Source organism: Paenarthrobacter sp. 10L420 (assembly GCF_056395385.1).
In genome coordinates, this window is the sequence record NZ_JBFTJK010000007.1 from 127,943 (window position 1) to 149,312 (window position 21,370).

The 21,370-nt window shown below is 62.0% G+C and carries 24 protein-coding genes and 1 riboswitch; of the genes, 20 read left to right on the top strand and 4 right to left on the bottom strand.

The genetic code is table 11. The features are described from left to right. Nucleotides 1–6: 6 nt before the first annotated feature. Entirely contained in the window at nt 7–900 is an 894-nt protein-coding gene (locus tag AC1DD5_RS12925; protein WP_477521678.1) for a MurR/RpiR family transcriptional regulator, read from the top strand. A gap of 111 nt (nt 901–1,011) precedes the next feature. Here AC1DD5_RS12925 and AC1DD5_RS12930 read toward each other — a convergent pair whose 3' ends face one another. Beyond that, a complete protein-coding gene (locus AC1DD5_RS12930) occupies nt 1,012–1,404 on the bottom strand; it encodes a nuclear transport factor 2 family protein (protein WP_477521732.1) in 393 nt (130 codons plus the stop codon). Nucleotides 1,405–1,772: 368 nt separating this feature from the next. Between AC1DD5_RS12930 and AC1DD5_RS12935 the strand changes: the two genes are divergently transcribed. Next, entirely contained in the window at nt 1,773–2,153 is a 381-nt protein-coding gene (locus AC1DD5_RS12935; RefSeq protein ID WP_431119850.1) for a DUF7793 family protein, read from the top strand. Nucleotides 2,154–2,313: 160 nt separating this feature from the next. Beyond that, on the top strand, nt 2,314–2,694 hold the full coding sequence (locus AC1DD5_RS12940; RefSeq protein ID WP_477521679.1) for a DUF7793 family protein: 381 nt from the start codon (nt 2,314–2,316) through the stop codon (nt 2,692–2,694). 673 nt (nt 2,695–3,367) lie between these two features. Here AC1DD5_RS12940 and AC1DD5_RS12945 read toward each other — a convergent pair. Then, entirely contained in the window at nt 3,368–3,688 is a 321-nt protein-coding gene (locus tag AC1DD5_RS12945; protein WP_477521680.1) for a hypothetical protein, read from the bottom strand. Between the two features lie 422 nt (nt 3,689–4,110). Between AC1DD5_RS12945 and AC1DD5_RS12950 the strand changes: the two genes are divergently transcribed. Together AC1DD5_RS12950 and AC1DD5_RS12955 are read left to right on the top strand one after the other, a co-directional pair. Beyond that, the gene (locus AC1DD5_RS12950) at nt 4,111–6,648 is read left to right on the top strand and encodes a DUF7507 domain-containing protein (RefSeq protein ID WP_477521681.1); all 2,538 of its coding nucleotides are present in this window, start codon (nt 4,111–4,113) and stop codon (nt 6,646–6,648) included. 152 nt (nt 6,649–6,800) lie between these two features. Continuing rightward, entirely contained in the window at nt 6,801–8,282 is a 1,482-nt protein-coding gene (locus AC1DD5_RS12955; protein WP_477521682.1) for a SpaH/EbpB family LPXTG-anchored major pilin, read from the top strand. A gap of 178 nt (nt 8,283–8,460) precedes the next feature. Here AC1DD5_RS12955 and AC1DD5_RS12960 read toward each other — a convergent pair whose 3' ends face one another. After that, nucleotides 8,461–8,703 carry a hypothetical protein gene (locus AC1DD5_RS12960; protein WP_477521683.1) on the bottom strand — a complete coding sequence of 81 codons (243 nt, stop codon included), beginning with the start codon at nt 8,701–8,703 and terminating at the stop codon, nt 8,461–8,463. Between AC1DD5_RS12960 and AC1DD5_RS12965 the strand changes: the two genes are divergently transcribed. The 15 genes from AC1DD5_RS12965 (at nt 8,702) to hisF (ending at nt 20,627) form a co-directional block, all read left to right on the top strand. Continuing rightward, nucleotides 8,702–8,872: a hypothetical protein gene (locus AC1DD5_RS12965; RefSeq protein WP_477521684.1), complete on the top strand. Its 171-nt coding sequence runs from the start codon at nt 8,702–8,704 to the stop codon at nt 8,870–8,872. The two genes, AC1DD5_RS12960 and AC1DD5_RS12965, sit on opposite strands and share 2 nt — an antisense overlap. Before the next feature lie 37 nt (nt 8,873–8,909). After that, a complete protein-coding gene (locus AC1DD5_RS12970) occupies nt 8,910–9,842 on the top strand; it encodes a cytochrome (RefSeq protein WP_477521685.1) in 933 nt (310 codons plus the stop codon). 50 nt (nt 9,843–9,892) lie between these two features. Further along, nucleotides 9,893–10,465 (top strand): peptide deformylase, encoded by a 573-nt coding sequence (def, locus tag AC1DD5_RS12975; RefSeq protein ID WP_477521686.1) that lies wholly within the window; start codon nt 9,893–9,895, stop codon nt 10,463–10,465. Further along, complete coding sequence (gene fmt / locus AC1DD5_RS12980) at nt 10,462–11,382, top strand: methionyl-tRNA formyltransferase (RefSeq protein WP_477521687.1); 921 nt, start codon at nt 10,462–10,464, stop codon at nt 11,380–11,382. Before def ends, fmt begins: the two co-directional genes overlap by 4 nt. Further along, a complete protein-coding gene (locus AC1DD5_RS12985) occupies nt 11,379–12,929 on the top strand; it encodes an RsmB/NOP family class I SAM-dependent RNA methyltransferase (protein WP_477521688.1) in 1,551 nt (516 codons plus the stop codon). Before fmt ends, AC1DD5_RS12985 begins: the two co-directional genes overlap by 4 nt. Before the next feature lie 95 nt (nt 12,930–13,024). Beyond that, on the top strand, nt 13,025–13,711 hold the full coding sequence (gene rpe / locus AC1DD5_RS12990) for a ribulose-phosphate 3-epimerase (RefSeq protein ID WP_431119869.1): 687 nt from the start codon (nt 13,025–13,027) through the stop codon (nt 13,709–13,711). Nucleotides 13,712–13,788: 77 nt separating this feature from the next. After that, nucleotides 13,789–13,942, top strand: a riboswitch (FMN riboswitch). Nucleotides 13,943–14,029: 87 nt separating this feature from the next. After that, complete coding sequence (pnuC, locus tag AC1DD5_RS12995) at nt 14,030–14,722, top strand: nicotinamide riboside transporter PnuC (protein WP_477521689.1); 693 nt, start codon at nt 14,030–14,032, stop codon at nt 14,720–14,722. A 41-nt stretch (nt 14,723–14,763) separates the two neighbouring features. Continuing rightward, the gene (gene ribD / locus AC1DD5_RS13000) at nt 14,764–15,855 is read left to right on the top strand and encodes a bifunctional diaminohydroxyphosphoribosylaminopyrimidine deaminase/5-amino-6-(5-phosphoribosylamino)uracil reductase RibD (RefSeq protein WP_477521733.1); all 1,092 of its coding nucleotides are present in this window, start codon (nt 14,764–14,766) and stop codon (nt 15,853–15,855) included. Further along, nucleotides 15,855–16,553 (top strand): riboflavin synthase, encoded by a 699-nt coding sequence (locus AC1DD5_RS13005; RefSeq protein WP_477521690.1) that lies wholly within the window; start codon nt 15,855–15,857, stop codon nt 16,551–16,553. The genes ribD and AC1DD5_RS13005 overlap by 1 nt, the downstream gene beginning before the upstream one ends. Next, nucleotides 16,550–17,245: a 3,4-dihydroxy-2-butanone-4-phosphate synthase gene (gene ribB, locus AC1DD5_RS13010; protein WP_477521691.1), complete on the top strand. Its 696-nt coding sequence runs from the start codon at nt 16,550–16,552 to the stop codon at nt 17,243–17,245. Before AC1DD5_RS13005 ends, ribB begins: the two co-directional genes overlap by 4 nt. Then, entirely contained in the window at nt 17,242–17,946 is a 705-nt protein-coding gene (gene ribA, locus AC1DD5_RS13015) for a GTP cyclohydrolase II (RefSeq protein ID WP_477516463.1), read from the top strand. The genes ribB and ribA overlap by 4 nt, the downstream gene beginning before the upstream one ends. Nucleotides 17,947–17,964: 18 nt before the next feature. Further along, nucleotides 17,965–18,450, top strand: coding sequence for a 6,7-dimethyl-8-ribityllumazine synthase (ribH, locus tag AC1DD5_RS13020; protein ID WP_223948696.1), 486 nt, complete (start codon nt 17,965–17,967; stop codon nt 18,448–18,450). A gap of 132 nt (nt 18,451–18,582) precedes the next feature. Further along, complete coding sequence (locus tag AC1DD5_RS13025; protein WP_326335399.1) at nt 18,583–18,846, top strand: phosphoribosyl-ATP diphosphatase; 264 nt, start codon at nt 18,583–18,585, stop codon at nt 18,844–18,846. An 84-nt stretch (nt 18,847–18,930) separates the two neighbouring features. Continuing rightward, a complete protein-coding gene (hisG, locus tag AC1DD5_RS13030) occupies nt 18,931–19,791 on the top strand; it encodes an ATP phosphoribosyltransferase (protein WP_224089667.1) in 861 nt (286 codons plus the stop codon). Nucleotides 19,792–19,850: 59 nt separating this feature from the next. Beyond that, nucleotides 19,851–20,627 carry an imidazole glycerol phosphate synthase subunit HisF gene (gene hisF, locus AC1DD5_RS13035; RefSeq protein ID WP_216923206.1) on the top strand — a complete coding sequence of 259 codons (777 nt, stop codon included), beginning with the start codon at nt 19,851–19,853 and terminating at the stop codon, nt 20,625–20,627. A gap of 85 nt (nt 20,628–20,712) precedes the next feature. On the opposite strand, the gene AC1DD5_RS13040 is transcribed toward hisF, so the two are convergent. After that, complete coding sequence (locus tag AC1DD5_RS13040; RefSeq protein ID WP_216923805.1) at nt 20,713–21,357, bottom strand: TIGR03085 family metal-binding protein; 645 nt, start codon at nt 21,355–21,357, stop codon at nt 20,713–20,715. Between the last annotated feature and the right edge of the window lie 13 nt (nt 21,358–21,370).

Genomic DNA, 21,370 nt, shown 5'->3' on the forward strand with positions numbered 1-21,370 from the left:
AACGCCATGACGCAGTCCGGACAATTTGAACAGTCTGAGAACCAATCTGCCCGGTTGACCCTGGCGGACCGAATCCGTCAAATTCAGGGTTCACTTTCCCCGGCAGAGCACAAGCTGTCCCGCGTGTTCCTCGCCAACTACCCGACGGCAGGGCTCGAGTCCACCATTGAATTTGCCAAGAAAGGAAATGTCAGTGCCCCCACCGTGCTGAGGTTCGTTAGCAGATTGGGCTTCAACAAGTACCGGGACTTCCAGGATGCCCTACGCGAAGAAGTGCAGGCGCGGCGGGCATCGCCCCTGACCCTCCAAGGCAAAATACGAGTTGATTCAGCCGCTCCAGAATTGGCTCAGTCAGTGGCAGAGACGGCGGTCGAGGGCATCGAGAGCACGGTCGCCTCGCTTCCGGAGCATGAGTTCGACCGTGCCGTTGCGCTTCTATGCAATACGTCACTGGACATTACTTCGATCGGTGGCAGGTTCTCTCACCTGCTGGCCACCTACTTGGACTTGCACCTTCGCCTGATGCGACCCAACACCGCGGTGCACGCCCAGCATCCGAACAATGACTCCACGTTCATAGCTGACCTCAGCAAACGCGATGTCTGCGTCTTCTTTGATTTTCGCCGCTACCAGAAAGACACCGTTGACCTGGCAAAGGCAGCCCGCGAGAAGGGGGCAAAGATTGTCCTCCTCACGGACCCGTGGCTCTCTCCGGTTTCATTTGTCGCGGACGTCGTTCTGCCGGCGCGGGTGGAGGCAGCAGGTTCGTTCGACAGCATCGTGCCGGCAACGGTGTTGGTGGAAGCCCTCATCGCAGCGGTCCACGTCAAGCTTGGACCGACGGCCGATGACCGTATGCGCATTTTGGAAGCCAGCCATGGCGCCGTGCTGGCCGATTAGTCCCCGACGCAAGTTTCTATCGGCCGCCGGAACTGAAGTCTTCAAGCATGGAAAGTCCAGCCTCTGGGTCACTTTATGGCCTTCGAGGATCCTTGCTTCGAGGGCCAGAACTCAGGTCCAGAATTCGTCCGCCTTGGCGGTGTCCTCGAAGAACTCCCGGCCCTCGACAACCTTTCCGTCGCCGAGCACGAACACGATGGCCGACGCCACGTCCAAAGTCTTCCCGTTGTTTTCCGCGTGGCTTTGCTGGATCCCCACGGTGTGGTTTTCCCCGCCGACGATGTCCTGGACATGCGCCTGGAACGACCCCTGGGAGCGTGAGCCCAGCTCACCAAAGTAGGCCAGTATGGCTTCGCGTCCTTCTTTCTTGCCTGACAGCACGCCGCTTCCTGCCGCGTACCAGACTGCGTCCTCCGCGAACAATTCGCCAAGGGTCGCCAAATCCCCGGTGTTGAAGGCTTCGTACCCCCGCCGAACGAGTTCAGCGTTTTCTGCAGCTCCCATTTCGAACACCCCGTCATCCTTGTCGGTATTTTTACAACGGCCTAAGCCGGTTGACCCAACCAGTATCCGCTTCGGTATCCGGACGCTCAAGAGGAAGCGCTCGGTCAGGTCACGTCGTGGGAGCTTCCCGGCGCACTACTCGTTGACACGAGAGAATGACATGAATTTGCGCGTGTCCAAAAGAGGTCACCGGAGCGTGGACTACGCGTGCGGTTGGCTGCTATAGACACCCCGCATCGGCGATTAGTGTCCCACGGATGTCCGGGTTCTAAGGAAATGGGACGTCGCCAACTTTGACTGGTAGTTCGGGTGCGCATCTTTAACGAGGCAGTTAGTCTTAGCTCTACAAGACTCTGGGGGAGCAAGAGATGAAACCAATCACCGTCGACGGCGGCAAGGGCACAGTGGAACTCGACGCCCAAGGAATTCTCTACCTGGTGTGGCAACCGGGGACTGTGCTGGAGGCCGATGACGTACATGCAGCGATGGCAAAGGTCAATGAGGTTGCCGACGGTGCCGAGTACCCGATGCTGATCGACATAGCCAACACTCAAGCGGTGACCCTTCAGGCCAAGTCCGTTTTCAGCGTCAAGTGCGCCGCTTCACGAATTGCCCTGCTTGGCTCAAGCCCGCTCAATCGGGTCATTGCCAACTTCGCCATGGCACGGCGGAAACTCCCGTGTCCCACTCGGTATTTCACCTCCCGCGATGAGGCGATGTCCTGGCTTCTCCAGGCACCCGTTTCCTGACACCACCGTGCCCATATCCAACGAAATCGGACAAGACTGACCGTCTGGGTCCGTTCAGAAGCAGCATTTGCGACGAATTGCACGCCTTTGTCTGTTCATTCGGGTGCGCATATTCAAGCAGGCAGTTTAGTCTTAGCTCCATAAGACTCTGGGGGAGAAAATGAAGCCAATCACCGTTGATGGCGGCAAGGGCACAGTGGAACTCGATGCCGAAGAAGTTCTCCACCTGGTGTGGCAGCCGGGGACTGTTCTAGAGGCCGACGACGTACATGCGGCGATGGCAACGGTCAATGAGCTTGCCGCCGGTGCCGAGTACCCGATGTTGATCGACATAGCGAACACTCAGGCGGTGACCCGTCAGGCCAGGTCAGTTTTCAGCGTCAAGTGCGCCGCTTCACGGATTGCCCTGCTTGGCTCAAGTCCGGTCACTCGTGTCATTGCCAACTTCGCAATGGCACGGCGGACGCTCCCGTGCCCCACTCGGTTTTTCACCTCCCGCGATGAGGCCATGTCCTGGCTACTCCAGACAACCGTTCCGTAACGCTGGCCACGGCCTCTTCAGGGCCGGGGGCCGCGAGATTGATCAAGACCGTTGAGAACTGCCCAGGGATCACTTAGCGTGAACGCAATTACGCGGTGGGGGATCGGGACTATCGCGAATTCGGATTGACTCGCTTCTGTTCTGTAGAAAGTCCTGGCATGAATATTGGTAGAGCCTTTGCCGCCCAGAATGGAATGACCCTCAGGAGTGGTTCCCGGACAGAACGGACTTACCAAACAATCCACCTCGTCGGGATCTGGCTCCTTGCTCTGATCATGATTGTCTTGCCACCTCTGGCTGCTTTTCAGGGTCTGCCAGGAATTGCTTTTACCTCAGCCGTCGTCCTGCTCGGCTCGCTGGCTCTTTTCCCCTTGAAGGTCCAGAGACTCCCATTGGCCCTTAACCCGGCTACTGGAGCAAGGGCGAAACCCCCTGAGGAGCAGCATCGAGATAGATGGCCCCATTCCTTGGCTTGGTTTGCGGGTTTCTGTCTAGCCGCTTGGTATTTGGGCACGATCTATGCCCGATTTGGGTAGGGATCTCCCAGCAGGTGCGACCAACAGGCGCTCAGCCTTCCGTGTTTTTAGGCCGCTGGGCGCAAACAACGGATTCACAAACACATGGGCTCTCGCTGGTGTTGCGTTCCTCTCTAGTGGAAGCTGAGTAATTGCTCCTACCGGCCTTTATTGGCCGACTCTTGGGTATGTTTTCCAGCGGGCGGTGTCCCGATGACTGGTATAGGCGCCGTGTCGAAGAATCGGTATTCCGTGTCCGGAATCCGGATGGTGCCGGCCGCCTCCGCTTTGTCCCGGAGGAAATCGTGATCATCACGGGTAAGTACAACCTGCCCGTGCACGTCGTACTCGACGTCCTTGTATTCTTCGTTGCTGATTCTGCTCGATAAGGCTTGGGGCAGAACGAGGCTTGCCGGATTCTCCAAGAGCCATGTCCGGATCTCGGAGTCGAGCCGATTCCATTCGTGCATAATGCTCATTGCCGTGGACGTCCCCTTCTGCTGGTTTTTGCCGGGTGGTAGTGAATTCCACTCAGATTACGCCTGCCGTTTAGCCGACGATAGAGCTGTGGACCACCCGCTCCAGGATCTGCTGGTTTCGCTCAGCAGCTTCCATCCACGGTCCGAGCTCTGGCCCGCCGCCTTCCCGACAGGAGCCCGAGAGCTCTCTCTCAAAAAATTCTCGCTTTTTGCGGCATGAACATTTCCTATCACGCACTCCTTTGACTGGAGACCGACCTTGCCGGACGCAATCGGTCAGTCTCCGCAACATATGTTTGGCCGTCGGCTGTGGGGTCTGTCGGTCACTGTTCATTGGAGAGAATCCCTTGAAGTATCTGCTTGGGAAAATAACCGCCTTCGTTACCGTATTAATGGTCGTTTTTGGCGCACTTTTATTGGGGGTGCTCCACCTGACTGCACCAGCTCACGCCTACGAAGTAGCAACCAACCAGGCAAACGTCACCGGTGGGGCGGCTATTTTGACGATGCCGGGATCCGGTCTAACCACCACGTATGACCAGTCGGGCTATACCGACCTCGTGGGGCAGACAACGATGGGCAGCCGTGGATATGTGGCCTCTGATTTCTCACAAAACGTAGGAACCGGGGCCCCGGCTGTTGAATTCGCAACCAACGCAATCAACGACTGCCCAGCGGTAGGCACCTGTACAGGCTTGGGGACCATCACTATCACTTTCAGTCAGCCGGTGAGGAATCCTGTGCTCAACATCGCTGGCGTCGGTGGAAACGTGAACTGGTACGAAAACAAGAAAGGACCTGTCGACAAGCAGTCCCAGCTCCACGCCGTGTTGAATCTCGCAACCACGGGGTTGACCATGACCAAGCTTTCCGGCGGAAACCTCAGCGTGTCGGGAAATGCAATCACGGCGACCAACGACAACGCGGGTACTCGGTGCGAGACGACTACCCAAACGAACGATCCTCAGCCCGTGAATGCACAGGCGACTGCAGCCTGTGGGTCTGTCCGTATCAACGGAGTCGTCACCTCTCTGGCTTTCGACATCAGCGCGGTCTTCGTGCAGGCCACCAGCGCGCTTCCGCCATACACCAACAACGACGTCCAGAATCCAAACCATAACGCGGACAACTACGTCATTGCGATGACCGTCCCGCAGGATTTCGGTGACGCGCCTGTTTCGTACGATCAAAACAACCTCGGCCAAAACGACGCGGCGCGGGCTGTTCTGTCGGATGTGACGCTTGGGCCGAACGTGACTGAGGATAACGCGACGGTTGCCAATGGCACCGCCTCGCCGAATGCGGGTCTGACGGCGGCCCAGGACCTGATGGACGACGGCGTGGTCCTGGCACCGATGGTGCAGGGTGCTACCAGCTACTCCACGACGGTGGCGATCAGCGGGGCCAGCAAGTCCGGCACGACCTGCGGGTGGATTGACTTCAACAAGAGCGGGAAATTCGATAACCCTGCCGAGCGGGCCTGCGCCACGTTCGCTGCGGGCGCCACGAGTGCCACACTGACCTGGGTTGTCCCTGCGGGGGTGACTGCGGGGACGACGTATGCGCGGTTCCGGATCGGCTACACGACCAGTCAGGTCCAGCTTCCGATCGGACCGTCTGATTCCGGCGAGGTGGAAGATTACATCTTCACGGTCGCTCCGGCGGCTGCTCCGGCGATCACGCTGGTGAAGACGGTGAACAAGACCATCCTGGTGGCCGGTGAAACGGCCACGTACACGTTCGTGGCGAAAAACACGGGCAACGTGACGTTGACCTCGGTGGTCATTACCGAGACCCAGTTCTCCGGAACCGGCACCATGTCCGCGCTGTCCTACGCCTGGCCGGGCCTTCCGGGCATCCTTTTGCCGGGGCAGTCGGTGACCGCGACCGCAACGTATGTGGTCACGGCGACCGATGTGACCACGGGGTTGCTGACCAACACGGCGAAGGTCACCGGGAACCCGCCCCTGGGGTTGCCCGTCACGGCGGTCGATGACGCGCAGGTGACCGCACCCCCGGCGTGGAAGATCAAAAAGACGGCGACGGTCAACGGGTCTGTTCCCGCGAACGGGTCCGTGACTCCGGGCCAGACCATCGTGTACACGGTCACCGCGACCAGTATCAGCGGCACCATCACCGGTGTTGTGCTGAAGGACAACCTGGGGGAGGTCCTGGATGACGCGACGTTCGTGTCCGGGTCCGCGTCCCTGGTAATCGGCACCGGAGCCCCGGTGGCGGTGGCCAACCCCGTGCCGCCGTCGACGCTGCTGACCACCGCTGCGTTCACTCTGCCGGCCGGGCAGACGGCCACCTTGAAGTACAGCGTCGTGGTCAAGACAGGGGCGTGGAACAAGGAGCTCGTCAACATGGTGACGGGTACGGCGACGACCACCGCACCGCAGACCTGCGCACCAGGCTCCAGCGCCCCGGGACCTGACTGCACCACCACCCACCGCACGCCGGCCAAGCTGTTGATCGAGAAGATCGGCGAGTCCTCCGGCGGTACATGGGTTCCGATGGCCGGCTCCACCTGGGCGGTGCACGCCGACAACAACGGAACCCCCGGCACCGTGCTGGGAAGCCCGGCCGTCACCGCCGTGACCGGGCAAACGGGCCGGTTCCAACTCGAAGGAATCCAGCCCGGAACGTACTGGCTTGCAGAAACCAAGGCCCCGGCCGGGTTCAACCTCCTCGCCGAACCGGTGAAATTCACCATCGCCGCCACCGGTGCCCTCACCCTGGGCCAGGGTGCGGGTGGCGGGGTCGTGACCAGCACCGACACGGACGGTGACGGGATTTTCCTGCTCACGGTCCGGGACGTGCCCGCACTGGAGTTGCCCGAGTCCGGCGGCATCGGCTGGTGGCCCTTCACCACCACAGGATCGGTCTTGGTGCTGGCCGCCCTGGCCTTGGCCCTGGCCGCCAACCGCCGCCGCCAGCAGGAGCCCACCACTACCTGACACCGGTCCACTACCACCCGGCACTAGCCGATCAGCACCTAGAAGAAGAGTTCCCCCCCGGCCCCGCATGCATGTTTGCGGGGCGGGCGGTGCATGTCCATCTCCAAGTACCACCAGCATGAAAAACCATCACGATGAAAGAGGAAAACACAGTGAGTAATCACCACACCGGGCGGGTTTGGAAGACCGCCGCCGCCACGATCGCCGGGGCGGTGTTGGCGATGTCCTTCTCCGTGGCCCCGGCTTCGGCCGCACCGTTGGTTGACGGGGACCAGACCGGTTCCATCACGGTCCACAAGTTCGAACGCCCCGCCACTCCGACGGGCCTGCCGAACAACGGCACGTCCGTGGACACCACCGGCCTGACACCGTTGGCCGGTATCGAGTTCACGATCCAGCAGGTCAACACCATCGACCTGTCCACCAACGCCGGCTGGGACGCCGCGCACAACCTTTCGGGCGTGTTCGCCCCGGCCAACCCGGCGGCCTCGATCACCGGTGCCGGCTACACCCTGGGCGCTGCCCAGGCGAAAACCACCGACGCTGCCGGGACCGCCGGTTTCACCGCGTTGCCTGTTGGCCTGTACCTGGTGACCGAAACGAACTACCCGGCCGGTGTGACACCGTCGGCCCCGTTCCTGGTGTCCGTGCCGTTGACGGACCCGGATAACAAGGACAACTGGATCTACGACGTCCACGTCTACCCGAAGAACTCCGTTGCCGGGGCCGAGAAGACCGTCACGGATGCCCCTGACGTGAAGCTCGGGGACCAGATCGACTTCACCATCACCGGTGACATCCCGAACGAAGCCGTCATCGATGGCTACAAGATCGTGGACGTCCTGGACCCGAAGCTGACCTACGTCGGCGCGTCCGCGACCCTCGTTGACGGCACGCCCATCACGGCCGGCACGGATTACACCGTGTCCTTCGACGCCGCGACCAACACCGTCTCGGTCATCTTCACCGCCGCCGGCCGGGCCAAACTGGCAGCCCACACTGACACCCGGGTGCAGGTCATGGTCAACACCAAGGTCAACACCATTGGTGAGATCGAAAACGAAGCCCTCGTGTACCCGAACGCTGCCAGCTTCACTGTCGCACCGGGCCAGCCCGGTGGCCCGGTCGTCACGCCCCCGGTCGTGACCAAGTGGGGCGAAATGACGCTGCAGAAGGTCAACCAAAACGGTGCAGCCCTTGCCGGCGCCGCGTTCTCCGTCTACACCAACGAAGCCGACGCGAAGGCCGGCACGAACCCGGTTGACCTCAACGGCCAGACGGTCTTCACCGTCGCCGCGGACGGCACCCTGACGATCTCGGGCCTGCGGTACTCGGACTGGGCCAACGGCGCAGCCGTCGCACCCGGAACCCCGGACTACCGCACGTACTACCTGGTAGAGACCACCGCCCCGGCAGGGTATGAACTGCTCGCCGAGCCGGTGTCCTTCCTGATCAACGGCACCACCACCACGGTCGGCATCGACCTTGAAGTGAAGAACATCCCCTCCAACAGCGGCTTCCAGCTGCCGCTGACCGGTGGCGTCGGAACCGGCATTCTCTACGCAGCCGGTGCCCTCCTCGTCGTCGGTGCAGCCCTGATGGTCGTCCGCAACCGCCGCACCAGCAACAACTAACACCAACACCAACCAACACCAGCAACAGCACCACAGCCGGTAAACAACACAGTTGGTAAACAACACAACTGGTAAACAACACCGCAGGGGCCGCTACCCGCGGCCCCCGCAGTGACCCCAAGTGGGGAAGAACGCCAACCACGCGCTCTTCCCCACTTGCATTCCCCCTTTGCACTCTTCATTCCGCCGCCGCCTGGTTGATGGTCAACTGCTGCTCTACCTTTGCCTGGCCAGCGCCCGTACCAGGGCTTTTGTCATTGAGCAGCGCTGCCATGTCAACGACACTGTCGATTGTGCCGTCGATGCCCTGCAGACTGCCTTGAGTGCAAGTTTCGGCGGGAACGAAATCTTGCGAGCCACCATCGGTGAATACAGAGCATTCCGCGTCACAAAATTGCCCGCCCGTGCACAGCATCAGCATGAATGGATCAACAGAAGCCGAAGACCCCAAGGCATTCCTGGAAGACCTGGCCGCAACGTCGCCCATTCTTGCGGCAAAGCTCGCCCGCCTGCCGGCTGAACAGGCAGCCATGATTTTTGGGGAACGGCCCGCTGAAAGCGGTATAAGCACAGGCACGCCTGGCAGCTGAGGGGAATTCTGTCGGTGCTGTGTGTCAGAGTCTTTATATGACTGCTCCACTTCTTGCCCACGCTACCGACTACGGACGTATGTACGCCCGCTCCACAACAGAGCAATTCTCTGTCCCCTCAATCACCACGGTGATAGGGCAGCAGGCGCATTCGCTGGACGGTTGGTTCAGTTATATGGGAGCAAGCAGCTTGGCCGCAGATCCCGAACTTCCCGCCTTACTGGGCAGCCCTGCAAGGATCCGGCAGGCGGTCAACAAGGCTTCCAAAGCTGCTGAGACCTACAGGGACCAAGCTGCGGCAAGAGGCGATCGCGTCCACAATTACTGTGAGCAGGTAGCCCTGCGCGCCCTGGGTCGTCCGCATCGGATGCAGGAATGCCGCGATGAGTTGGCCTCCAACGGTGAGCAGGCCTTTGCAGCCCGATTCGACGAATGGTGGGAACTGTACAGGGTGGAGCCGCTGGCTCCGGAAATCACTGTCTGGAACAAGACAGTTGGCTATGCCGGCACCCTGGACCTCGTTGCGCGGATTAACGGGCGCATCTGCCTGATCGATTACAAGACCAAGGGCACCACCCGCGATGGCACTGTTAAGGCCCTCGACGACAAAGTCGTGATGCAGCTGGTGGCGGGGATGAAGGCGGAAGAGAGCCTCGTGGACCCGGTAGCGGGGGAGTGGGAGCCATGGAAGTTTGGTGAGAATCCCATGTTGTTGGCGGTCGCCATCGGAGAAACGGAAGTAAGGCCTCAACGAGCCAACCCGGACGTCCTTAAGCACCATTGGTGGAAGTTCTGTGCCCTGAGGCGCGTATGGGAGATGTCAGCCGATGTAACTGCGGCCGGGCAGGCACTCATGCCCGTCCCGCCGCCCTCGTTCGTGTCGCCGTCGTTGGAGTCCGCGTCCCTGGTGCCTGCCGGCGCTGGGGCGGGGGACAGCGGCAGCAGCCTGCACTCAACTAAACTGGCTTAGGCTCCGCAACAGCCGGACCAGAGTGTGACGATCGTGAGGACTGACAGCAGATGGCAATTTTGAGTATCCGAATCATTGGGGATCCGGTGTTGCGCACCGTAGCCGATCCCGTCACTGAATTCGGTCCGGAGCTCGCCAAGCTGGTCACAGACATGATGGAAACCATGGAGGACGTGGAAGGCGCAGGCCTTGCCGCTCCCCAGGTGGGCGTCAGCCAGCGCGTCTTCACCTATCGCATTGGTGGTGTTGAGGGCCACATCATCAACCCGGTCCTTGAAAACAGCGAAGATTTCCAGCCTGACGAAGTCGAGGGCTGCCTCTCCATACCTGGCCTTGGTTTCCCGGTACGCCGTCACCGCGCAACGCGCGCTACCGGCGTGGATCTCAATGGCAATCCGGTATCGGTTGAGGCGGAGGGAATGCTGGCGCGTTGCTTCCAGCACGAGACTGATCACCTGGACGGCGTCCTTTTCACGGACAGGCTTGAGGGCCAAGACCGAAAAGCCGCGCTGCGTGCCATCCGAAACGCCAACTACCACGCTGTGACCGAGCAGACCACGTCCAAGCGGGCAAGCTCTGTTGGGTCCAGCTTCGGTGGCGGTAGTTTCGGGGCTCCCGAGTGAGGGTCCTCTTTGCAGGAACCCCCGCCGTTGCCGTCCCATCCTTGGACGCCTTGGTGAAGGCCGGTTTCGACGTCGTTGCAGTCCTGACCCGCCCGGACGCACCGTTGGGACGCAAACGCGTCCTGACGCCGTCGCCGGTTGCCGCCCGAGCAGAGGAACTTGGCATCGAGGTCATTCGCGCTGCCAAGGTGGATGCTGACACTACGGCTCGAATTGCTGAAATTGCTCCAGATGTAGCCGCCATCGTGGCTTATGGGGCAATCGTTCCCCGCGCTGCCCTGGGCGTTCCCCGGCATGGATGGGTCAATCTCCACTTCTCGCTTCTGCCCGCGTGGCGTGGCGCCGCTCCAGTGCAGCGCTCCATCATCGCAGGTGATGACGTCACCGGGGCGGCCACCTTCCAACTGGAAGAAGGGCTGGATACCGGCCCGGTGTTTGGGACGCTAACCGAAACCGTGCGGACGGATGACACTTCTGGCGATCTTCTTGAGCGTCTTTCCCTGAGTGGCGCCGTCCTCCTCAGCCAGACGCTGTCCGCCATCGACGCCGGTCAGGCGGCACCGCAGCCGCAGACCGGCGAGGTTTCCCTGGCCCCCAAACTGTCGCTCGAGGACGGACGGTTGGACTGGCAGCAGCCCGCACTTGCCGTGAATCGCAGGGCACGTGGCGTGACGCCCGAGCCGGGCGCGTGGACAACGCTGGAGGGTCAACGGATCAAGCTTGAACCCGTAGGGCTCCGGCCCGACGTCACGGATATTGCTCCCGGAGCCGTCCGCGTCGATGGAAAGTCAGTGCTGGTAGGCACTGGTTCCCATGCAGTGGAATTGGGGCGGATTCAACCCGCCGGCAAAAAGATGATGTCGCCGGCCGACTGGGCCCGCGGCTTGGCTGCACCTGAGAAAGTGGTATTCGAATGAGCGAGTCCGGCCGGCGAGGCCCCAACAACAGCGGGAGCCGGGACGGTGGCGGACACGCCAATCGTGGAGGCCGCAGCGACAGCAAGCGCAATGCCCAAGGCAGGGAACGAAACAGGGGGCCCCAGAGGGGCTACTCCAACAACGCCCCATCCCAACGCACGCGCCGTGCTGATCCTGCGCGCTTGGTAGCTTACGAAGTCCTCCGCGCCGTCGCCTCGGAAGACGCGTACGCCAATCTTGTCCTTCCTGCCAGAATCCGGGAACACCGGCTGGACCGCCGCGACGCTGGTTTTGCCACCGAGCTGAGCTATGGTGCCCTGCGAGGTCAGGGCACGTATGATGCCATCCTGGCCCGCTGCGTGGACCGGCCCCTCGAGCAACTCGATCCGGCGATCCTTGATGCCTTGCGCATCGGCGCCCATCAGCTGCTCTCCATGCGTGTCCCTGCACATGCTGCGCTGGACCAAACCGTTGGCCTGGCCCGCGCGGTCATTGGCGCCGGGCCGTCTGCGCTCATCAACGCCGTCCTGCGCAAAGTCACCGCGCACACCATGGCTGAGTGGCTGGACATCCTGCTGGAGCAGGAGACCGACGAGACCAAGATTGCTGCCCTGCGTCACGCTCACCCGGAATGGATCGTCCGCGCACTTCGCCAATCGTTGGTGAATCATGGGAGATCCAAAACCGAGATTGACGCCCTGCTGGAGGCCGACAACGCGGCGCCTGTAGTGAATCTGGTTGCCCTGCCAGGGCTGGGGAACCTTGATGAAGCTTTCGAGAACGGGGCTACAGCCGGAGAGCTGGTAGAGGATTCCGCGCTATCGGCCGGAGGCGACCTTGGCCGGCTCGAGTCCGTCCGAAAGGGCACTACCCGCGTTCAGGATGTTGGCTCACAACTCGTAGCCCGCGCCGTTGCAAGCGTCGATCTCGGCGCACCTGCCCGGGAAGGAGAGCGCTGGCTGGATTTGTGCGCAGGTCCAGGAGGCAAAGCTGCCTTGCTTGCCGCCTTGGCTCACCGCGATGGCGCCACGTTGCTGGCCAACGAGCCCGCCCCGCACCGCGCCAAGCTGGTCCAGCAGGCGCTGTCTGCGGTGCCTGCGGAATCCTGGGCGGTGCGGACCGGTGATGGCCGGGAGGTTGGCGGCGAACAGCCCGACTCCTTTGACCGGGTGTTGGTGGACGTTCCCTGCAGTGGTCTGGGTGCCTTGCGCAGGCGTCCCGAATCACGGTGGCGCCGTGCACCCAAGGACATCGCGGACCTTGGTCCACTGCAGCGTGAACTGCTGATATCGGCGATCGACGCCGTCAAGCCCGGTGGCGTGGTGGCTTACGTGACGTGTTCACCTCACCCGGCGGAAACCACCGCCGTTGTGGGTGACGTCATGGGAAAGCGTGATGACCTTGAGATGCTCGACGCCGGACAGGCACTGGACGCTGTTAGCCTCACCGGAGGCCTTGGGGCCGGGCACGAGCTTACGGCCCAGCTTTGGCCGCACGTTCACCACACGGATGCCATGTTCATGGCGCTCATCCGCAAAAAGTCCTAGCTCCGCAATAAAGTACTGGTTCCGCAGGAAGTCCTACCCAGCGGCCACCCTCGCTTGAACTCAATCGATAAAACAACTGACCCAAAGGGGCTGCCTTGTCTCAGTGCTGTATCAACCCGAGCATCCTGTCCGCAGACTTCGTCAACCTCGAGGCGGAGCTGCAGCGGATCGGCAATGCCGATGCCGTGCACGTGGATGTCATGGACAACCACTTCGTTCCCAACCTGACGCTTGGCCTGCCCGTGGTACAGCGGATCCAAGCTGTCAGCCCGGTTCCCTTGGACGCGCACCTGATGATTTCAGACGCTGACCGGTGGGCACCTGCCTACGCGGACGCCGGCGTCGCCTCGGTGACATTTCATGCCGAGGCTGCCATGGCGCCGGTCAAGCTTGCCCGTGAACTGCGGGCCCGAGGCTCAAAAGCCGGTATGGCATTGCGGCCCGCCACTCCGGTTGAGCCGTATTTGGACATGCTCAGCGAACTGGACATGCTCCTGATCATGACGGTTGAACCGGGCTTTGGTGGCCAGTCCTTCCTGGACATCACCTTGCCCAAGATCCGCCGCGCCCGCGCAGCCATTGACGGATCCGGCATCGGTGTGGCCATCCAGGTGGATGGCGGGATCACTGAGGAAACCATCCTCCGCGCAGCTGAAGCAGGCGCGAACGTCTTCGTGGCAGGCTCGGCTGTGTACGGGGATGAAGACCCTGCGGCGGCAATTGATCGGCTCCGCGCGGCCGGGTCCAAGGCTGCGATGACGGGCGGCTCGGCGAAACCGTGACGACCGTCATCAGATGTTACGAAGATTGCGGGGAATAGCTCAGGCATCTCCGCAGTTGTGGCAGAATAGCAACACACATACGTGCTCCGGGGTCGGTGTAAGTCCGAACCGGCGGTTATAGTCCGCGACCCGCGCGCCTTGGGATCCAAGCAATTGGAAACCGCTGGCAAACGGTTGAACCGGTGGAATTCCGGTACCGACAGTTAAAGTCTGGATGGGAGAAGCACGTACAGTCATGCTGTGTGCGTCCTTAGAGACGCCGCGCAGTGTGCTGTCGTACACCCCCGGAGCCATCGCGGCTTACTGGGAAGGAACGGCATGGACTTTCTGCGATGGCTCTTCGAAGCACAGATTCCCGTTGGAGGATCTGCGCTTGTCTTACGCGAAGTGCTTGGCAACATCTTTGGGCTCGCCAGCGCCCTCGGCGGAATGCGCCGCAAAGTCTGGGCGTGGCCTATAGGCATCGTGGGGAATATCCTCCTGCTGACGGTCTTCCTCGGCAACGTTTTCGGCGCAGCCGCTCCCGCAACCCTATGGGGACAGGCTGCACGGCAGATCATGTTCATAACCGTCGCCGTCTATGGCTGGTACCGCTGGCAGCAAGGCCGGCAGGCCAGCACCCAAGGACGCGCAATCGTTCCGGGCTGGGCCAGTACCAAAGTCCGCATCGCCCTCATTGGGGCAATGGTGGCTGGAACGGCCGCATTGACTCCGCTCTTCGACGCACTGGGCTCCTACCCGCCCGTTTGGGCTGATGCCTGGACATTCACAGGTTCCCTGCTGGCCACGTACGGTATGGCCCGCGGATGGACGGAGTTCTGGCTCATCTGGGTAGCCGTTGACATAGTTGGCGTCCCATTGCTCTTCAGCGCCGGATACTACGCCAGTGCCGTCATGTACCTCTTCTATGGATTCTTTACGTTGACCGGTTTCTTCGTGTGGTGGCGGGCAGAGAAGCGCGAACGCGCCTCGGCTGGCCCCGTCCCGGCCGTTGTGGGAGTCGCTCCGTGACTCTGAACCCCAAATTTTTCAATACCGCCGAGACTGCGGCTATGGATGTGGCCCTTGCGGCGGCTTTGGGCGGGCCGCGTGGAGCCAACCCGTTGGTGGGCGCCGTTGTGCTCAGTCCCGGGGGCGAACAGCTCGCCGTCGGCTACCATCGGGGAGCCGGCACGGCCCATGCCGAGGCAGATGCCATTCTTGAGGCACGTCGTCAGGGCGTGGACCTTGCAGGAACCACCATGGTGGTCACCTTGGAGCCCTGCAACCACGTTGGCCGTACCGGGCCCTGCGCACAGGCCATCATTGACGCCGGGATCTCAAGGGTGATTTACGCCATCGATGATCCCCACGATCCCGCCGCGGGAGGCGCCCGTACCCTGCAAGCAGCGGGAGTCGACGTCGAATCCGGTCTCGCCGCCGACAAGGCGTTTGACCTGAACCGCGAATGGTTCGACGCCGTCGCAACCAAACGTCCTTTCGTCACATTGCACATTGCCCAGACGCTGGACAGCCGCATCGCCGCTGTGGACGGTACCAGTCAATGGATTTCCAGTCCTGAGTCCCTCGCGGACAACCACGGATTGCGGGGCCTCATCGATGCCATCCTGGTGGGCACTGGCACGGTCCTCATCGACAACCCCCGTTTGACGGCCCGGGCATCCGACGGCAGCCTGGCGCAGCGCCAGCCGCTCCGCGCCGTCATGGGTTTTAGGGAAGTTCCCGAAGATGCAGCGGTACGCGGAACCGATGGCCTCTTTGTGCACCTGCAAACCAGGGAGCCGGCGGAAGCGCTCAGCCAACTGTTCCACCAAGGCGTCAGGCACGTCATGGTGGAAGGCGGCTCCAGCATCCTCAGTACGTTCCTTGCTGCTGGATTGGTGGACGAACTGATCGTCTATCTTGCTCCAACCCTTTTGGGATCCGGAACGCCTGCGCTGAACGATCTCGGCATTACCACGTTGGCCGATGCCCAGCACTGGGCCTGGGACGACGCCGGTGGCGGGGCCGTACAGACCCTCGGCAACGACCTTCGGCTGCATTTGCGGTCAATGAGATCAGCGGTCGCTACAGCAGCGGCCAACACAACCAAGAATTCCATTCCGCGCAGTGAAGCTGCGGAATACGTCACAGGAGGACACTGATGTTTACCGGAATCGTTGCCGAACAGGGCACCGTCCTGGGTATTGACCGCGACGGCGATGCCAGCGCGACGCTGCGGCTGAAAGCCCCGACGAGCACTGAGGGCCTAGCCTTGGGAGGTTCCATCGCAGTCAATGGAGTCTGCCTCACCGCAACTCAGATTGACGGGCAGGATTTCAGCGTCGACGTCATGGGGGAGACCCTGGTCCGCACCACCATCGGCGAGTTGGCCGCGGGCGATACCGTGAACCTTGAGCGCTGCGTCCCTGCCGGCGGGCGCCTGGACGGCCATGTGGTCCAAGGACATGTTGACGGCGTGGGTGAGCTGCTGGAACGGGAGCCGCTGGGCAACTGGGACCGTTTGCGCTTTGGCGTCCCTGGGCCGCTGGCACGGTACATTGCCGAGAAGGGTTCGATCGCCGTCGACGGTGTTTCGCTGACCGTGACGGCCGTGAGCGCCGCAGCTGAAGCGTCTCCATGGTTCGAAGTAGGCCTCATCCCTACGACTCTGGAGGAGACAGGACTGGGGGCCAAGCCTGTTGGTGCACGGGTGAACCTGGAAGTGGATGTGCTTGCCAAGTACACCGAGAGGCTCCTGTCCTTCGCTCCGCAGGGCTCACCGGCGCACCGCGCAAGCGCGGAAACGTCCAGCGAGGAAACGGCCAGCGAGTCAGCCGGGAACCAGGAGGCTGCGCGATGAGCACCCCGACCAAGACGGTCTCGGCGCCGACGGGCCGTACAGGCCTGGATCCCGTGGAAGCTGCGATTGCGGCGATGGCTGCCGGCCAAGCAGTCATCGTGGTGGACAACGAAGACCGCGAGAACGAAGGCGACATCATTTTCGCTGCCGAACATGCCACGCCCGCCCTCATGGGGTGGACCATCCGGTATTCATCTGGCGTCATTTGCGTTCCGCTTGAAGCGGAACGTGCGGATGCCCTGGCGCTTCCGCCCATGGTGGCAGTCAATGAGGACGCCAAAGGCACTGCCTACACTGTTTCCTGCGATGCGGCCATCGGAGTGAGCACTGGTATCTCGGCCACGGACCGCGCGTTGACGGCCCGGATCCTCGCCGACCCGCAGAGCACTCCGGCGGCGATTACACGCCCCGGGCATATTTTCCCGCTTCGGGCGGTTAAAGGGGGAGTGCGTGAACGTCCGGGACACACGGAAGCAGCCGTGGACCTGTGTCGGCTTGCCGGGCTTGCTCCGGTTGGCGTGATCGCTGAGTTGGTACATGACGATGGTGAAATGATGCGCCTGGACAGCCTGCGCGATTTCGCCGCCGAACACGGATGCCCCCTCATCTCCATTGAGGATCTGGTGGCATACGTTGACGCGGTAGAGTCCCAGACGGCACACGTTTCAGTGGCAGACGAGGAGAAGCGATGACCGCACCGACAACGCGCAGCAGCGGCGACACCGAGCCCACACCCCACCCGGTGAGCGGCGGCCCGATTGTCCAGCTGCCCACAGCCTTCGGGGACTTTGTAGCCCAGGCCTGGACGGACCACGTTACGGGCGTGGAACACCTAGCCGTGAGTTCCCCCAACCCGCCTAGGGATGGCCAGGCACCACTGGTGCGCCTGCACTCCGAATGCCTCACTGGCGACGTCTTCGGATCTTATCGCTGCGATTGCGGCGAGCAATTGGCCTTTGCCCTGGAACTCATCCACGCTGAGGGTGGAACGCTGTTGTACTTGCGCGGGCAGGAAGGGCGCGGCATTGGCCTCGCCAACAAGATCAAGGCCTACGCGCTGCAGGAAGCCGGTTTCGATACCGTCGAGGCCAACGAACAGCTGGGCCTGCCGGTAGACGCGCGCTCCTACAGTGCCGCGGGTCAGATCCTGGCCGAGATGGGTCTGCATGAAGTCCGGTTACTCAGCAACAATCCGGACAAGCAGAACCGCCTGGCCCAGGCTGGCGTCGCGGTGGTGGAAATGGTTCCCACCGAGGTTCCTTCGCGTGAACAGAACGTTCGCTATTTGCAGACCAAGAAAGACCGGATGGATCACCGTCTGACGCTCGAAACCGAGCCCGTCGGCAACGGAAAGACCCCGTCCCGAAGCCCCTTTGACAACGAACAAGACTGAACGGAATTCCAGCAAACAATGAGCGGACACGGCGCACCCACCATCGACCTCACCACCCTCAAGCCCGAGGAAACCTCGCAGCTCAAGCTCGCCATTGTGGCAGCAAGCTGGCATACCCAGATCATGGACGGACTGGTTGATGGTGCACTCCGCGCGGCCAAGGAAGCCGGCATCGCCGAGCCCACCCTGCTGCGCGTCCCCGGCAGCTTCGAACTCCCGGTTGCCGCGGCCCGGCTCGCACCGCACTTTGACGCCGTCGTGGCCCTCGGTGTTGTAATCCGCGGCGGAACGCCGCACTTCGAGTACGTATGCCAAGCCGCGACGTCGGGACTCACCGATGTCAGTGTCCGCACCGGCGTTCCGGTCGGGTTCGGCGTCCTGACCTGCGATACGGAACAGCAGGGCTTGGACCGCGCAGGCCTCCCGGGCTCCAACGAAGACAAGGGACACGAGGCAGTGACTGCGGCCCTTGCCACGGCAGTGACGCTCAAGCAGTACAGCTGACACCGAAGCGGTACAGCTGATACTGGGACAGCAAGCGTTGAAGGGGATGTGGGTGTGTCTTCACTCACATCCCCTTCGTCATGCAACGCCCCAACAAGCGGTGCCAGCCCCTAAGCAAGTAGTCTGTAGGGCGTGAAGAATTTCGAGACGCTGTTCGCAGAACTGAGTGAGAAAGCAGCGACCCGCCCGGCAGGCTCGCGTACGGTTGCCGAACTGGACTCCGGAATCCACGGCATCGGTAAGAAAGTGGTCGAAGAGGCCGCCGAAGTCTGGATGGCCGCCGAGTACGAATCCGATGAAGCCGCTGCCGAGGAAATCTCCCAGTTGCTGTACCACCTGCAGGTCCTCATGCTCGCCAAGGGCCTCAACCTGGAAGACGTTTACAAGCATCTCTAGCCACGCCACTCCGCCTTCATTAAGCGGAGCCAGCTGCGTGGCCGAAGTGCCTGAAAACCTCCATTCCAAACAGAAAGTCTCACCATGCTCCGTGTAGCAGTCCCCAACAAGGGATCCCTGTCAGAAGCCGCCTCTGCAATGTTGTCCGAGGCTGGGTACCGCCAGCGCCGCGACACCCGCGAACTGGTCATGGTTGATCCCGACAATGACATTGAGTTCTTCTTCCTGCGCCCCCGCGACATCGCGGTGTATGTGGGCCAGGGAACCCTGGACGTCGGAATCACCGGACGCGACCTCCTGCTTGACGCAAAGGTGGAAGCCGAAGAACTCCTTCCCTTGGGCTTTGCCCCTTCCACCTTCCGTTTCGCTGGCCCCGTAGGTGACTTCACCGGCGTCGAGCAGCTCGAAGGCAAGCGCCTCGCCACCAGTTACGACGGGCTCCTGCGCGACTACCTGGCGGATCGGGGTGTGAACGCCAAGGTGGTCCGACTGGACGGTGCCGTCGAGTCATCGGTGCGGCTCGGCGTCGCCGACGCCATTGCCGATGTCGTCGAGACGGGCAATACGCTCAAAGCAGCCGGCATGGAAATTTTCGGCGATCCCATTCTTAAGTCCGAGGCCGTGCTGATCAGGCGCACGGGTCCCGGTGGTGCCGCGAACGGCACTGCCAAGGAAATCGACGTCCTCATCCGTCGACTGCAGGGCGTCCTTGTAGCCCGCCAGTACGTGCTGATGGACTACGACATCCGCAAGGACCTGGTGGAGGACGCTGCTGCGCTCACCCCGGGCCTTGAATCACCCACCGTCTCCCCGCTGCGGGACTCGGAATGGGTGGCCGTGCGTTCCATGGTCCCCAAGAAGGAAACCAACCGCATCATGGATGAGCTGTACGATCTTGGCGCCCGCGCCATCCTGGTCAGCAGCATCCACGCCTGCCGTATCTGACCGGATCCCCTGAGCAGCGCACAGCAGAATTAGCGCACAGCAGAATTAAGGAGCAGCACATGGCTGTAGCCGTACGCGTCATTCCCTGCCTGGACGTCGATGCCGGCCGCGTGGTCAAAGGCGTCAACTTCGAGGGCCTGCGGGACGCCGGAGATCCGGTGGAACTTGCCCACCGGTACGACAATGGCGGTGCAGATGAACTGACGTTCCTTGACGTCACCGCGTCATCGGGCAACCGAGAAACCACCTTCGATGTTGTTCGCCGCACCGCCGAGGAAGTCTTCATTCCGCTGACTGTGGGCGGCGGCGTCCGTGGCGTGGCAGAGGTGGACAAACTCCTGCGCTTCGGCGCTGACAAGGCATCGATCAACACCGCCGCCGTGGCCCGGCCTGAGGTCATCGACGAAATCACGCGCCACTTCGGCTCCCAGGTCCTGGTGCTCTCCGTGGATGCGCGCCGAACCCGCGAAGGCGACGCCCCGACGTCGTCCGGTTTTGAAGTCACCACCCACGGTGGCAGGACCGGGACGGGAATCGATGCCATCGCCTGGGCCAAGGAAGCCGCGGACCGGGGTGTGGGAGAGATTCTTTTGAACTCGATCGACGCCGACGGCACCAAGGACGGATTCGATCTTGAACTGATCCGCCTTGTCCGTGGGGCGGTCAACATTCCGATCATCGCCTCCGGTGGTGCCGGGAAGCCTGCGCATTTCCCGCCAGCCGTGGAAGCCGGAGCCGACGCTGTGCTGGCAGCTTCGGTGTTCCACTTCGGTCCGGATGACATGATCGCCCAAGTCAAAGCGGCTATTCGCGAAGCTGGCTTCGAAGTCAGGTAGCTCCGTCTGCCAAAAGCAACGCGGGGTCACTTTTGGCCCATCTCCGCAAGGATGATGGGCCAAAAGTGACCCCGCGTTGTCTGTCTTAAAGGCCGATGTCTGCGGTTTGCAAAAGCGCGACGGCGTCCGGCTGGCCTTCGAAGGTGACGAGGGCCTGGCTGGTGCGGCCATGGGCATGCATCAGCAACTCGCCGGGTTCGCCCACAATCGCTACCGAAACTGGAGCGCGTTTGGCCACGTGCCGGGGGCCGGAAGGCCGCACCAGAACGATGCCGAGGTCTACGCCGCGGTAAAGGAAAGCCGCCCGCTTGATCAGTTCATCCCACAATGCATCCGAGTACGCTTCGTCGAGGGCCCGGGGTGCCCAGCGGTCACCCGCGCGGCGAATGTCCTCGGTGTGGACGAAATATTCGATGAGATTCGACGTTTCGTCCAGCGCCTTGATCTTCAAAGGGGAAAGGGCTGGGGGACCCGCGCGGAACGTCTTGACGAGCTCCGCGTAGTCGTCAGTGGTCTTGAGCTTGGCGGCGAGTTTGGCCGTCGCTTTGTCCGAAGCCTTGCCGAGGCTGGGGATCAGGAGGCCAATCCCCACGGCCGCTTTACGCTCGCGCAGGTAAAGGTGCGCCGCAAGATCCCGGGTGAGCCACCCTTGGCAGAGCGTGGGGGAGTCAGGTCCGGCCGCCAGCAAGGTTTCGGCCAGTACTTCTCGGGAAGGATCGACGAAATGCATCACTTGTGAAACT